Here is a 13143-nt window from a genome sequence, read left to right as displayed (position 1 = left end):
TATGATCCTTTCCTTATAAATTCTGCAGTTTCGTGCGCATCTCGTCGGACATGTTCTCAACGTCCAGATTGCTCAGCACATACTGCAGCTGTTCCTGCATCTGGTACAGGTAGCTGCGCAGGGCACGGGCATCCTCCGGGTCCATGTTCTCGCTGAGCTTGGGCAGGCCGATTTTGTTAATGCCCATCACACTTGCCATTCGTCACACCTCCCTGCAATGCCGCCCTTGGCAGCGGCCATTGTTTTTGCAATGCTGCGCAGGGTGATCTGTCCCCTGCCCTTCAGGCGCAGCCGCAGGGTGCCGTGCCTCCGGGGCACGAACGGCAGATCAAAGCTGCGCCGCTTGTCCTGTGCCGTCAGGCTTGCCACCGTCTCCCATGGGCCGCCGTCATAGCTGGCGGCCACCTCCACCGTACTGCTGCACTCGGCATCCAGCCGCAGCGTCAGTCGGGAAAGATACCGGTCCTCGGCCCCGTCCAGCCCAATGTCACCAGTGGTCAGCTCAAAGTTCAGCTTTTCCTCCACACCGTCGGTGGCCTGCCAGTCCGCTTCGCGGCTGGGATCTGCGGCCCACAGTGCCTGCCCGTCCCACAGATAAAGCTGTCCGCCGGTGCTGGTCATCTCGTAGGAGCACACGTTTTCTTCGCTCCAGAGCGCGCGCTCGGTATCGTACACCAGCAGCCTTGCCGTATTTTCGCCTGCCGCCGTGCGGGCTACATGCAGGTAATAGCGGCCATCCAGCGCACTGCCCACCGCGCTCTGCACATTGGCCAGCCGGCCCGAATCCAACGCGCCGGACACTTTTGTTGGAATGCTGCCGTCCCATGCCATCACACCGTCCGGCGAAAGATAATAGAGCGTCTCGTTCAGCACACACAGGCTGCGCGCCGCGTTTTTGGCAACGCCCCGGCAGCGCAGCGAGGTGAGCTGAAAATCCGAAGGCTTGGAGCCATAGAGCTTGTGCAGTGTGTTCTCCTTAAAGAACAGTGCATAGCCCATGCATGTGGCCGCGCCGGTAAACGCACCATCGCTGCCCACCGTCACTGCGTAGCTGTCTGCCGCAATGCCCCGGTAGGAAAACCAGTTGGTGGGGTCGCCTAAGCGGCAGGCATAGATCACGTTTTCCTTGCTGCTGCAGCCCCATACCCGGTTGTCGCACTCGGTAACGTAGTCCAGATCCGGCACGCGGCGTTCCATCCGCACCGGCGTGCTCACCGCAAAGCTGCGTGTCTCCTTGCCGTCCAAGCTGGTCCACTGGGCGCTCTCGGCGCTCTGCACCAGCGTGCCGTAAACATGATCTCCCTCCGGGCTTACCCGCACGCGCAGCCCGTTTTCCAGCACATCGTAAACCACCAGATCCCCGTCCAGCTTTGTCCACATGCCAGCCTGCTGTGCTGCCGTGCCCTGCACGGTCACGGTGTCCCACTGGGCAAATAGCCTCTGCGCGCCCGCCGCTGTGATGCGGCAGTATTCCAACGGCACTGCCGTCCAGCTGCCGGAGGATGTGCTGTACTCTTCCAGTGTGCTGGTGCTGGCCCATGGGTGCTCCTCGTCCTCCACCTTCAAAAAGAGCTGTCCGTCTGCAGGCTTCTCCGGTTCCTCCTTGCCGTAACCGCTCACCTCGTAGGTCTTGCCCACGGCATCGCAGGGTGCAAACTGCACGCTCTGTCCCTCTGCCTGCCATACAGCTCCCAGTGCCGAAACACTTCCGTCCGCTGTATCAAAGGCTACCTTGTCCGGGAAGATCAGGATTTTTGTACCAATGCCCACCAGTGCCTTTTTGCCGTCGGTCACTGCCTCGGTGCAGGTCACCGGGTTCGCGCCGTCGGCATCCGGCGTGTAGATCAGATCCTTCCCACAGACGGTCAGCAGCCCGTTCAGGTGATACATGCCGTTCAGCCCGGTCAACTCCCTCAGCTTGCGGCGCGGCTTGCGGGTGCTCAGCGCCGGGAAATCCCGGGCAGAAAAATTCACGCCCGCGCTGTACTCTGCTTCCGAGCAGGCATAGGTCTCGTTCAGCCCGCCGAATACCCGCACAAGGCTGCGGCTGTTCTGCAGCTTCGCTCTGTTTGCCAGAACCATGCTCTCACCTCCTTACCAGCGCCACTGGGCACCCGTCAGGGTCGGGTAGCTGCGCCGCAGCCACGCCGCCAGATCTGCCAGCAGGCTGTTGTACTGGGCCTGTTCCCCGGCGTAGCGGTCGGTCTCACCAAGGGCCGCATCGGTCATGGCACACAGATAATGCGGATACAGCGCATCAAAAGGTGCCGGTGCCAGCAGCACATCGTCGTCCTGCAGGCTGTCGTCCCATGCAAGGTCTGCGCCCACATCGTCGTATGCATCTGTGATGCTGTTTTTAAAAAAGCGTTCCCGCAGCATCGCGTCTGCTTCCTTCAGCCACGCCTGCCGGGTGGCCAACGCAATGCGGCTGCCCGGGCGCAGCTCTTCGGCGCGTTCCAGCGCCTGTCCTACGGTCATATGCTCACTCTCCTTTTTATAAAGGCCCGGCCGGACAGACTCCCCAGCCGGGCTTTTTGTCTGTTGCGGGTTTACTGGGCGGCGTTCTCTGCCGCCGCAATGCGGGCGGCGGTCAGCTCATCCTGCATCTGGCTGTGCTCCAGCACCTCGGCCACTTCGGGCGGCACTTCCACCTCCACGCCGCGGCGGATCTTATAGTTCACACCGTTCACGCTGACGAACAGATCGCCCTTGTAGCGGCTGTTATCCTTGAACAGCCGGATGCGCACATTTTTCTTTTCAGCCATGGCTCACGCCTCCTCAGTTTGCGGCAGCGGTAGCAGAATAGCTGGACGCACTTTCAATGCGCACCATGTACTGCTCCACCAAACGCTCTGCCGCACGCATGCCCTTCCAGCCCACGGAAGCGCGCTGGTTCAGCGGGTCGTCGCCGTAGCCCAGCTGCTTGACGATGTGCTCCAGACCGCCGCCTTCCAGCTCGGTCACGCCGTAGGCATGGGCACCCAGCACCAGCGTGCCGAATACAGCCAGACCGTCCGGGCAGGTGGAATCCTTCCAGATCTTGGCCTCGCTGGTCTCGATGAAGCGGATGTTGCCCAGCTTGCCGATCTCGCCGCGGAACATGGTGTCCGGGTCGGCGTACTTGTGCACCTCAATGAACTCCTTGCTGGTCTTCAGGTCGTAGGCAGCGTAGGGGTGGATGATGGCAATGTAGCTGTCGCCGATGGGGTCGGCGTTCATCGCGCCCAGCTGTGCCGCCGCCTGAAAGAACAGCTTCGGGGTCAGGGTGCAGGTCTTGTCCAGTGTCTTGCGGCTGGCAACGGCAGTCTCGGTGCCGTCTGCGGCCAGCTTGGGCGCATAGATCACATTGGTGCCGCCCGCCAGCACATCGCGGGTAATGCTGTCCATGGTGCGGCCTGCCTGACTTGCCAGCACACGGGTGGCCTGCACCACATTGTTGTCAATGGCGGTCATCTGCAGCACGTCGGTCAGCGGAGTCCAGCCGCCGTACTGGTGCAGATCGCTGGTGATAGTGGTCACATTCAGTGCCTGACCGTTCGGGGTCACGCCCTCGGTCAGCGGAGTGGATGCCTTGGGCAGGCTGTCGTACTTGCGGAACTCAATGGTCTTGCCGCCGTTCTGGGGCACAGGGTAGTAGTCCGCAAACTGGTCGTGCACCAGACGCGGCTCTGCCTGATCGATGAGACGCTTCTCGTAGAAGGTCTTCATCTCTTTCGACATGGTAGCGGTGGTGTTCAGGTTTTCCGCAAACAGCTGGATGTTGAAATTCTTGTTCATGCTCATATTCCTTTCTCTTGTAAAATAGTCACAATTCGATCTGTGCTCCGTGGAGCACACGGCGTTCCAGTGCTTCGCGCTGGGCGCGGGTCATGCTGGCTACATCCGGGCGGACGGTAGCCGCGCCGCCGGGCCGGATGCCGTTTTCGGTGGGCCGTGCGGCCCGCTGCTGAATGCGTTCCACCACGCCCTGCTCCACAGCCTGCGCTGCAGTGCGCAGGTTTTCGTCGTAGTGGGCCAGACGGTACGCATCCCGCACCCTCATGCCGGGCAGCTGCATCAGGCGGCGCATCTCCGGGCTGCGCAGCTCGTTCTGCAGATCAAAATCCGGCTGGCTGCGGCGCATGGCCGCTTCCTCTGCCGCCCAGCGGGCGTGCAGGCTGTGCACAGCAGCCTGTGTGCTGCGGGCAAAGCTGGACAGCGGCGGCAGTTCTGAGCGCTGCACAGGCAGTTCCTGCCGGGGCTTTTCCGGCTGCAGCTCTACGGTTTTCTCTGCCGAAGCCTGCGGCGCAGCGGGTACTTTTGCTTCGTCCGGCTTCATGGTGCCGGAGGCCACCGCCTGCCGGGTCTGCGCTTCGCTCAGGGCAGGGGGAGCGGCTTCTCCCTCTGCAAAGAGCTGCAGATCCATCATGCTCTCCTTTCCTCTGCGGCTCACATCTGCAAAGCGGACATTCTCCGGGTAGCGTTCGGCCAGCAGCACAAAGCAGGCTTTGGCCAGCTCAAAGGCACCGCGCACCCATTCTTCGCAGGGCGCATCCACGCTCACTGCCAGACGCGGGCCGTCCGGCTCATCAAAGGCTTCGCTGTGGGCGTTCTCTTCCCCGGCCAGCAGGTACACAAGGCCCTGCATCACGGTGCTGGCTCCTGCACAAACGATGTCCTGCCCGGCAGGCGCATAGCCTGCATGACCGGCAGCTTCCATCCGGCAGCTCAGCCCGGCGGGGGTATCCATCTCGCTGTAACAAACTCTCATCATAAAATTCACCTCCTTTTTAATGGATGTCCATGGCACGTGCAGCGGCGGCCACCGGCAGGGCATTGCCAAGGCCCGCCAGCTTTACCGCCTGCCCGTCCTTCTGCGCAGACGCACCGCCTGCACTGCGGGCCGGTTCGTCAGGCCCGGTGCCCTGCTGGGCGATCACCGCCGCCATCTGTGCCATCTGCTGCTGCATCCTAGCCAGCTGCTGGGCAAGGGTACCGTTCTGCCGCACCCGCTGACGCACCTTCTCAATGCCTTCAAAGTCCATCATTTCCAGTGCCGCAAGGGCGGCATCGGCATTTTCCGGCTTGAAAAAGCCCAGCTGATAGCACTCCTTGGCCGTCTCGTTCTGGGAAAGGCGGCTGAAGGTGCTCTTCTTGGCGGCGCTCACCACGATGTCAAAGATCGGCTCCCGGCTGCCCAGTTCCACGCCGCCCACACTGCCGCCGGGCACCGCCCGCAGCGCCTGCGCCGAGAAGGGCACGAACCGGCTCTCGCCGCTTTCGCCCACGATGCGGAACACCCGCTGCTCGTCGTAGAACTGGCGCATCAGCTCGATGATCAGGTAGCACTGCTTGGCAAAGGCGCGGTAGGCACTCTTGAGCATATCGCGGCTGAGTTTGCTGCCTGCCTCCTGCAAGGCCGCAATGGCGCTGGCAGCGGTCACACCGCCGGCGGTGCCGCCCTGCGTCATGTCCCGGTTGCCGCTGATCTCCTTCAGCTCTTCAATGCGGCTCTGGCGGTAACTCAGGCTGTTGCCCTGCAGGCCCGCCGTCTGCAGCGGACGGAAACTGTCGTCGTTGAGCCGTCCCACCACATGCACGATGTCCCGGCTGAAATCGGCCAGCTCTTCCTCGTTGACCCCTGCCGTGTCGCTGAGCACATACCGCTGCTTTGCACTCAGCAGCACGTTCTCGTCCATGGCATGGTTCATCTTGTCAATGGCCGTCTGGCAGTCCTTCATCACATCGATGTAGCCAAAGCCCGCCGGGCTGTCCTCCTCCACGAACAGCGGGTCAAATACAAAGGGGTACTGCCCGTGGTCGTACAGGCCGCTTTCTGCCAGCGCCGGGTCGTTCTGGCTGGCGTACAGCACCACGCCGTTGCAGAACTTGCAGTAGTGCAGCACCATGCGCCCCGTTTCATCCGGGCGCTTGTAGTACCAGTCCACCACCACGCTCTTGGAGCTGGTGTCCTGCCCTTCATCGTGGATGTACCGGGGCACGTCCAGCACGCTGGCGGTGTGTCCTGCCAGCTGCGGGTACTGCGCGCACAGCCGGGCCGTGTCCTCAAGGCTCAGGCTGAAAAAGTCCGGCGATGCCTGAATATCCGCCACGCCCGGCTCCCAGTAGAGCATCAGCAGGTTCACGCTGCGCACCGCAATGTCGCCAATTCCGCCGCGCATTGCAGGGTCCCAGAAGATACCTGTCACGCCGGTGCCCTGTTTGAGCTTGCGCCACCAGCAGTCGCTGTACACCTGCTCGTAGTCGGCTTGTTCCAGCACCACCGGCAAAACGCTGGAAAGTGCCCGTGCGGTGTCCTCGTCATCTGCCTCTCGGGGCAGCACGTTCGGTTCCGGGTAGTTGTCCATGGCATCGGCGTGCTTGTTGGCAATGCTGTTGAACAGCCACCCGCTGGAAGGCTGGGCCTTGCCGGGCATCATGGGGTTCTGGTAGTTCTTCCAGTGGCCCATGCGGAACCACAGCTCGTTATCCACAATGCGCTTGTCCAGCGCAGCCTTGCCCGCCTTGTACCGCTGCAAGGTCTGCATGGCCTCGGCCACCTGTGCTTCACCCACGGGCAAAGCTTCGTTCTCGTAATCGTCCATTGCGTTTCTCCTTTAAATTCTGTAAAATCTTGCCCGCTTGTGCAGGTTCAGCGGGTCGTCGGGCATGGGCGGCGCAGCACAGCGCACCGGCGGGCTGATAGGGTTCTCCATCAGCACATAGCGGCACTCGTCGTAAATGTGATCCTCCTGCCGGGTGTCGATGTCCTCCACGTTGCTTTCGTCGTACACAAGGTTCGGGATCGTGCGGATAAAGTGCTTGCAGGTATTGAACACCTGAAACATCGGCCTGCCGTCCGCATCAAAATTCAGCCGGTAGTGGAACTGCATCTTGCCCGCAAGCCGGGTGTTGTCGCCGGGGGACCAGCGCAGGAAGTTCGGGCTGCGCTCCATCATAGCGGCAATGCTTTCGCCGCGGCTCTCATCAAAGATGGCCGGATCGGCAATGCCGTGGATCACCCTGCCGCGCAAAAGCGGGTCGTTCTGCTCTGCCTCCCGGATGCGCCGGGCCTGTTCCACCGGGTCGATGCGCAGGCCCTCGTTCGGCCTGCCGGTGCAGCCGTACAGCTCCTTGATGCGGTACAGCCGCCCCTCCTCGTCCGCTGCGTACCACCCCACCGAGAACGGCTTGGAAAAGCCAAAATCGAACCCGCGGTAGAGCTGCCAGTGCTTCGGGATGGTGAACGGTGCGATCACATGGGTCCAGCGCTGGTCTTCGTAGCGGGCCGGGTCGTTGCGCCATTCGGTAAACACCTGCCCGGAAAAGCTGTCCCAGCTGCCGTAGAGCAGCGCCTGCTTTTCTGCTTCCGGCATACTGGCAAGGCTTGCAAGGTAACCGGGGTCGTTTGCCAGCAGGGCGGGGTTATCAAAAATGCTGGAAGGGATGAACACCCGCGCCCGCTGCAGCTTCTGTTCGGTGCCGTCCGGCAGCTTTACCGTGTATTCTTCGGTGATAGGCGTTCCGGGCGGTGCGGGCGTGATGAACCGTGCCTTCACCCACCCGTGTCCGATGCCGCCGGGATTCGTGGTGGCTCGCATGTACACCCGGGTGCCCGGGCCGGTGGGACGGTTGCGGCTCATCATGTAGCTGTACTCTTCCCATTCAAAGTGGGTCAGCTCGTCAAAGCCGATAAAATCGAAGGCCTTGCCCTGATAATTGGTACGGTCCTTGGTGTACTGCATGGAGCCAAAGTAAATTTTTGCCCCGCTGGGGAAGTTCCACACATGGGCCGTGGCGTTGTACTGTGCCTGCGGGAACGCCCTGTGGTAGTACACCTGGCTCTTGTCCACCAGATCGGAAAACTGCGGGTAGGTCTTGCGCAGGATCAGCGCCCGGTAGTGCGGAATGTGCACCTGCCGCAGCGCTTCGATCACCAGCGCGTCGCTCTTGCCGCCGCCTGCTGCACCGCCGTACAGCGCTTCCGGTTCCGGGCGGCTCATAAATTCGGCCTGCCGCGGCTGGGGCCGCCAGACCACCGGCACTCTTGCTTGTACAATGCTCATGGCTCTTCCTCCACCGTCGGCAGCAGCACCACGCCGCACTCCGCTCCTTCTGCCTGTGCTCCCTGATCGTTCAGGGTCTTGGCTACACCGGCCAGATCCTTGAGCACCGCCGTGGCCTCCTTGAGGTCTTTCATGGTGCCTGTTCCCGATGCGCCTTCCTTTTTTGCCGCCTTTTGCCGGGCATTCAGCTCCCGCACCTGCTGTGCCAGCAGGGTGCTCAGGGTGTCCGTGGCTCGGCTCAGGCTGGCCAGCCCTCTGGCCTGTTTTGTCTGCCCCATGATGTTGGGTATCAACTCCTTTCCGCCCTGGTGTGCTGGGCTATGGCAAAAGGATACCACTGGTGCTGCTTTCCCAACAGTGTGCACTTTTACAGGGCCATAGCGTATATTTTAAATTCAAGAATCCGATTCGTATACTTTTGTTCCTTATAATTCATCGCTGTTTCGTATCTTTTCAAAAGCAGTGTTTTTTCTCCATCAAAATTTGTGGCAGACCCGCAGAAAACCTTCAAAGTCATACTCATTTGCGATTTTTGGACAGAAAATGAAAAAAGTATGTTTATTCTGTGGACAAATGCTTTTGTAAAATGTTACAATAGGTTCTGTTCTTTCTCGTCCCACGCACGGGCGGGATGTTTTATCTGAATCAGGAGGTTCCTCATGTTAGAAAACATCTTTCATCTGAAGGAGAACCACACCGATGTCAAGACCGAGATCATGGCAGGTATCACCACCTTCATGACCATGGCTTACATCCTTGCGGTCAATCCCAACATTCTTTCTGCTTCCGGCATGGATTCGGAAGCCGTTCTGATCGCCACCGCGCTGGCATCCTTTGTTGGCACTGCGCTTATGGCTCTGCTTGCCAACTATCCGTTTGCACTGGCACCCGGCATGGGCCTGAACGCCTACTTCTCCTACACGGTCGTTCTCACCATGGGCTACAGCTGGCAGTTGGCCCTGATGGCCGTCTTTGTAGAGGGCATCATCTTCATCGTGCTGTCCCTCACCAATGTCCGTGAGGGCATCTTCAATGCCATCCCCATGACCCTGAAGAGCGCCGTCAGCGTGGGCATCGGCCTGTTCGTTGCTTTCGTTGGCCTGCAGAACGCAAAGCTGATCGTCAACAGCGATTCCACCCTCGTCACCTACCAGCACTTCAAGGGCGAGACCTTCTCCAGCGTGGGCATGGGCGCGATCCTTGCCCTGTTGGGTATCGTGATCACCGCCATCCTGCTGGTAAAGAAGGTCAAGGGCGGCATCCTGTACGGCATTCTTATCACCTGGGTGCTGGGCATCCTCTGCGAGATCGCCGGCATCTATGTTCCCAACCCCGATGCAGGCATGTACTCCGTTATCCCCACCGCTTTTGTCAGCTTCGACTTCTCCGCGCTGGGCAAGACCTTCGGTCAGGTGTTCAAGACCGATTTCTCCGGCGTTGGCATCCTGAACTTCTTCGCCGTCATGTTCTCCTTCCTGTTCGTTGACCTGTTCGATACTCTGGGCACCCTGATCGGTGTTGCCTCCAAGGCCGACATGCTGGACGAGGACGGCAAGCTGCCCCACATCAAGGGCGCACTGATGGCCGACTCCATCGCCACCTGCGCAGGCGCTGTGCTGGGCACTTCCACCACCACCACCTTCGTCGAGAGTGCTTCCGGCGTTACCGAGGGCGGCCGCACCGGTCTGACCGCCATGACCACCGGCATCCTGTTCCTGCTGGCAACCATCTTCAGCCCTCTGTTCCTCACCATCCCGTCCTTTGCAACGGCTCCGGCCCTGATCATCGTGGGCTTCTACATGATGGGTTCCGCCGTCAAGATCGACTTCAATGACCCCAGCGAGGGCATCCCCGCCTTCCTGACCATTCTGGCCATGCCCACCGCTTACAGCATTTCCGAGGGCATCGCCATCGGCGTGATCTCCTGGACTCTGATCAATCTGGTCACCGGCAAGGCCAAGGAAAAGAAGATCAGCCCCCTGATGTATGTGCTGACCGTGCTGTTTATCCTCAAGTACGTGTTCCTCTAAGCCGCTGATCTTACCGCAAGCAAAAAAGCTCCCGTCCTGATGATGGACGGGAGCTTTTCTGCTTCCTGTGATCCGGAACAGCCTGTGCATTCGCTCCGGGCTGTCCGGCGTGGAACTATTCTTTTTTAGCGATCAGGGTTATTTGCGCCGCGGGTGGATATGCACTTCCGGGATAGCCACGTTATCATAGTGGATCGGCTTATCAGCCGCCGGAGTGCCGTCCGCATCCATATGATGTGCCACCTTGCCGGTATGGATCTCCGGCACGGCCACGGTTTCTTCCTCATGGGGATGCTCCCGCTTTTTTCCGAGCCACGTTTTCAGATGGTGATAAAGCGACATTGCACGTCTCCTTTCCCGGTGCGGAAGCCCGCCCGAACTGTAAAGATCAGCTTCAGATAAAATTGATGAACACCGTAATGACCAGACTGTTCAGAAAGTCCGCAAACAGACTGCCCACCAGCGGGATCAGCAGATACGCCTTGACCGAGGGCGAATATTTATCGCAGATGGCCTGCATGTTGGCCATGGCGTTGGGCGTTGCACCCATGCCAAAGCCGCAGGTGCCGGATACGATCACCGCCGCGTCGTAATCGCGGCCCATGATGTTGAACACCACCAGTACCACATACAGGATCATGAACAGGGTCTGCCCGGCCAGCAGCACGATCAGCGGCAGGGCCAGCTCTGCCAGCTGCCACAGCTTCAGGGTGATCATGGCCATGCCCAGGAACAGCGAAAGGCAGATGCCGCCAATGTCATTGATCTCGCCCATATACACGGTGTAGCCGCCGCCATACTCACCCACATTGCGGATGATGGCCGCCGCGATCATGGCACCGATATAAATGGGGAAGGTCATGCCCGTCAGGCTCAGAAGTCTGGACAGCACCGTGCCGATGCCCATGGCGACGATCAGCTGGAAGCTTGCCGCCGGGTACATGGTGGTGTGGCGCTCGTGCTTCATTTCTTCTTCCACCAGTAGGCTGTCATCCTCCGGTACCACCGTGGCCAGCAGGTTGTGCCGCTCAATGAGCATCTTACCGATGGGGCCGCCCATCATGCTGCCCGCGATCAGGCCATAGGTGGCCGCTGCCGTACACAGGGTGGTGGCCCCCTGAATGCCAAAGTCCTCCAGCACCGGGCCAAAGGCACCGGCGGTGCCGTGACCGCCCACCATGGGGATGGAGCCGGTGCAAAGGCCCACCAGCGCATCCACGCCCAGCAGCTTTGCCAGCCCCACGGCTACAAAGTTCTGGCTGACGATCAGCACGATGACTACGCCCAGAAACACGATCATCGCTCTTCCGCCGCTTTTCAGCACCTTGAGGTTTGCCTGGAAGCCCACTGAGGTGAAGAACATCACCATGCAGACTTCCTTTAGAATATCATCAAATGCAAACTCGGCAACGCCGGTCACATAGCACACACAGGTAAAAATGGCGAACAGCACGCCGCCAATGACCGGAGCCGGAATGCAGAAACGTTCCAGCACCTGCACCCTTGCCCGCAAAAATTTGCCCAGCATCAGCACCAGCACAGCAACGGCCAGTGTCTGATACATATCCAATTCGATCTTCATTGCTCTACTTTCCCTCAGTTCCCAGCCACTTCATCGACCGTAATTCCTGCCGCCTTATAGTATGCGGCCGCGCCCGCATGGAACGGGATGCCAACGCCCTCTACTGCGTTTTCCTCCGGGTCCAGCGGGATGCCCAGCTGCTCTTCCAGCCCTTCCCGGCTGGAGAACAGAAGCTGTGTCAGCTGCTGCACCTGCTTTGCAGGCAGCGCGTTGCTGGCCAGCAGAACGGCTTTCACGCCCACCGTCTGCACCTTTTCCGTCTGTCCGGGATAGGTGCCTGCCGGCAGCGTAACGCCGCTGTAGGCGCTGTAAGCGCTCTGCAGGCGCTGTGCTGCCGCACCGTCCACCTTCAGCAGCCGGATGCCGCACTCGCCTGCCAGAGCGGTCAGCACCGGGCTGGGCGCGCCCACCGTCATAAAGATGGCATCCACCCTGCCCGCCTTCAGCTGGGCAGCGGCATCCTCATAGTTCAGGTTTACCATGCTCACCATCTTGTCGTTCAGGCCATAGGCAGATAAGATCTGCCGCGCGTTCTGCTCCGAACCGGATTCCTCCGCGCCAATGCTCACCGTCCTGCCATGCAGGTCCTCAATGGACTGGATGTCGGAATCCGCCCGCACCACCACCTGACAGGTCTCGGTGTACAGCGCCGCCACGGCACCAAAGCCCCGGCTTTCCTCCTCGTCGGCAAAGATGCCGGTCTGGTCATAGGCATCCTGCACAAGGTCTGCCTGTGCAATGGCCAGCTGCAGGTATTCGCCGGCCAGCAGACGCAGGTTCGCTGCGGAACCGGCGGTAGCCTTCAGCTCCACCTGCCCGTTGTCCGTCTCATTTTCCAATGCTGCGAACCGCTCACCGAACTCCCGGTAGATGCCGCCCTCGCCAGCCACACCGAAGCGCAGCCGTTTAACGGTCTCCACCGACGAGCATCCGCTCAGCAGTGCTGCTGCCAGCAAAGCTCCGGCCAGCACCGCCGCGAGCCATTTCTTTTTCAAGATCACCACTCCTCTTCCTGCCGCCGCAGTGCGGCAGAGCTTTTACCCCAAATTATACGCATATTTCGGATGAAATGCAATCACCTTCTGTAGAAAAGGAATGCACTTACCCTCCGAACAGCCCGAAGAAGCTGGTATGGGTCACCCCCAGCACAAGGAACAGTGCGATCAGTGCAAACAGCACTCCGATGATAATATCCATCTGGTGTACTGTCAGCGGAAAATGGTCGTACATCTTTTCTTTCGCGTTCACAAAATTCTTGTCACCGTTGTTGAGCAGGCTCTTTTTGCCTTCCTCAAAGTCTGCCTTCCGGCCTGCCAGCTCCGCCTGTTCCTGCGCCAGCTGTGCTTCCCGGGCCGCAAGGGCAGCTTCCCGGCGGGCAAGTTCAGCCTCGCGCTCTTCGGGTGTCTGTTTTTCCTGTGCCATAACGTACCTCCTGATGGTGTTTTTATTATAATACCACACAAATGCAGATAAAAAAAGCGGGCCG

Annotated in this window: 14 protein-coding genes; 1 reads left to right on the top strand and 13 read right to left on the bottom strand. The window is 60.1% G+C overall.

Annotation, left to right across the window (positions count from 1 at the left end; all coding sequences use genetic code 11):
• Positions 1–13 precede the first annotated feature (13 nt).
• From DWV57_RS08420 to DWV57_RS08380, 9 genes are all read right to left on the bottom strand, one after another.
• Entirely contained in the window at positions 14–199 is a 186-nt protein-coding gene (locus DWV57_RS08420; protein ID WP_005944623.1) for a hypothetical protein, read from the bottom strand.
• Positions 187–2082, bottom strand: a complete 1896-nt coding sequence (locus tag DWV57_RS08415; protein ID WP_120020519.1) for a hypothetical protein — start codon at positions 2080–2082, stop codon at positions 187–189. Before DWV57_RS08415 ends, DWV57_RS08420 begins: the two co-directional genes overlap by 13 nt.
• Positions 2083–2094: 12 nt before the next feature.
• Positions 2095–2478 carry a hypothetical protein gene (locus DWV57_RS08410; protein ID WP_120020518.1) on the bottom strand — a complete coding sequence of 128 codons (384 nt, stop codon included), beginning with the start codon at positions 2476–2478 and terminating at the stop codon, positions 2095–2097.
• Positions 2479–2549: 71 nt separating this feature from the next.
• A complete protein-coding gene (locus tag DWV57_RS08405; RefSeq protein ID WP_097775085.1) occupies positions 2550–2765 on the bottom strand; it encodes a hypothetical protein in 216 nt (71 codons plus the stop codon).
• Between the two features lie 13 nt (positions 2766–2778).
• Positions 2779–3783: a N4-gp56 family major capsid protein gene (locus DWV57_RS08400; RefSeq protein WP_097781533.1), complete on the bottom strand. Its 1005-nt coding sequence runs from the start codon at positions 3781–3783 to the stop codon at positions 2779–2781.
• Between the two features lie 22 nt (positions 3784–3805).
• Positions 3806–4753 (bottom strand): ribosomal-processing cysteine protease Prp, encoded by a 948-nt coding sequence (locus DWV57_RS08395; protein ID WP_120020517.1) that lies wholly within the window; start codon positions 4751–4753, stop codon positions 3806–3808.
• 16 nt (positions 4754–4769) lie between these two features.
• Complete coding sequence (locus DWV57_RS08390; RefSeq protein ID WP_120020516.1) at positions 4770–6584, bottom strand: hypothetical protein; 1815 nt, start codon at positions 6582–6584, stop codon at positions 4770–4772.
• A 12-nt stretch (positions 6585–6596) separates the two neighbouring features.
• Positions 6597–8045, bottom strand: a complete 1449-nt coding sequence (locus DWV57_RS08385) for a phage terminase large subunit (protein WP_120020515.1) — start codon at positions 8043–8045, stop codon at positions 6597–6599.
• The gene (locus tag DWV57_RS08380; protein ID WP_120020514.1) at positions 8042–8323 is read right to left on the bottom strand and encodes a chemotaxis protein; all 282 of its coding nucleotides are present in this window, start codon (positions 8321–8323) and stop codon (positions 8042–8044) included. Before DWV57_RS08380 ends, DWV57_RS08385 begins: the two co-directional genes overlap by 4 nt.
• 381 nt (positions 8324–8704) lie before the next feature.
• Here DWV57_RS08380 and DWV57_RS08375 point away from each other — a divergent pair, with 381 nt between their 5' ends.
• On the top strand, positions 8705–10075 hold the full coding sequence (locus DWV57_RS08375; RefSeq protein ID WP_120020513.1) for an NCS2 family permease: 1371 nt from the start codon (positions 8705–8707) through the stop codon (positions 10073–10075).
• A gap of 138 nt (positions 10076–10213) precedes the next feature.
• Here the strand turns inward: DWV57_RS08375 and DWV57_RS08370 are convergent, their stop codons facing one another.
• The 4 genes from DWV57_RS08370 to DWV57_RS08355 form a co-directional block, all read right to left on the bottom strand.
• A complete protein-coding gene (locus tag DWV57_RS08370; RefSeq protein WP_118529048.1) occupies positions 10214–10417 on the bottom strand; it encodes a hypothetical protein in 204 nt (67 codons plus the stop codon).
• 52 nt (positions 10418–10469) lie between these two features.
• Positions 10470–11657 (bottom strand): sodium/glutamate symporter, encoded by a 1188-nt coding sequence (gene gltS, locus DWV57_RS08365; protein ID WP_097775078.1) that lies wholly within the window; start codon positions 11655–11657, stop codon positions 10470–10472.
• 14 nt (positions 11658–11671) lie between these two features.
• Positions 11672–12658, bottom strand: coding sequence for a TAXI family TRAP transporter solute-binding subunit (locus tag DWV57_RS08360; RefSeq protein ID WP_165853681.1), 987 nt, complete (start codon positions 12656–12658; stop codon positions 11672–11674).
• 100 nt (positions 12659–12758) lie between these two features.
• Positions 12759–13079, bottom strand: coding sequence for a hypothetical protein (locus DWV57_RS08355; RefSeq protein WP_097775076.1), 321 nt, complete (start codon positions 13077–13079; stop codon positions 12759–12761).
• Positions 13080–13143: the final 64 nt, after the last annotated feature.

This window comes from Faecalibacterium sp. AF10-46 (assembly GCF_003604105.1).
Taxonomy (GTDB): Bacteria; Bacillota; Clostridia; order Oscillospirales; family Ruminococcaceae; genus Faecalibacterium; species Faecalibacterium taiwanense.
This window is presented reverse-complemented; position numbering and strand designations above follow the sequence as displayed.

Bases quoted from the DNA above. Each gene is read 5' to 3' on its own strand.
- DWV57_RS08410 (WP_120020518.1), bottom strand. From the start codon at position 2,478: ATGACCGTAGGACAGGCGCTGGAACGCGCCGAAGAGCTGCGCCCGGGC.
- DWV57_RS08420 (WP_005944623.1), bottom strand. From the start codon at position 199: ATGGCAAGTGTGATGGGCATTAACAAAATCGGCCTGCCCAAGCTCAGC.
- DWV57_RS08375 (WP_120020513.1), top strand. From the start codon at position 8,705: ATGTTAGAAAACATCTTTCATCTGAAGGAGAACCACACCGATGTCAAG.
- DWV57_RS08415 (WP_120020519.1), bottom strand. From the start codon at position 2,082: ATGGTTCTGGCAAACAGAGCGAAGCTGCAGAACAGCCGCAGCCTTGTG.
- DWV57_RS08405 (WP_097775085.1), bottom strand. From the start codon at position 2,765: ATGGCTGAAAAGAAAAATGTGCGCATCCGGCTGTTCAAGGATAACAGC.
- gltS (WP_097775078.1), bottom strand. From the start codon at position 11,657: ATGAAGATCGAATTGGATATGTATCAGACACTGGCCGTTGCTGTGCTG.
- DWV57_RS08395 (WP_120020517.1), bottom strand. From the start codon at position 4,753: ATGATGAGAGTTTGTTACAGCGAGATGGATACCCCCGCCGGGCTGAGC.
- DWV57_RS08400 (WP_097781533.1), bottom strand. From the start codon at position 3,783: ATGAGCATGAACAAGAATTTCAACATCCAGCTGTTTGCGGAAAACCTG.
- DWV57_RS08355 (WP_097775076.1), bottom strand. From the start codon at position 13,079: ATGGCACAGGAAAAACAGACACCCGAAGAGCGCGAGGCTGAACTTGCC.
- DWV57_RS08370 (WP_118529048.1), bottom strand. From the start codon at position 10,417: ATGTCGCTTTATCACCATCTGAAAACGTGGCTCGGAAAAAAGCGGGAG.
- DWV57_RS08385 (WP_120020515.1), bottom strand. From the start codon at position 8,045: ATGAGCATTGTACAAGCAAGAGTGCCGGTGGTCTGGCGGCCCCAGCCG.
- DWV57_RS08390 (WP_120020516.1), bottom strand. From the start codon at position 6,584: ATGGACGATTACGAGAACGAAGCTTTGCCCGTGGGTGAAGCACAGGTG.
- DWV57_RS08380 (WP_120020514.1), bottom strand. From the start codon at position 8,323: ATGGGGCAGACAAAACAGGCCAGAGGGCTGGCCAGCCTGAGCCGAGCC.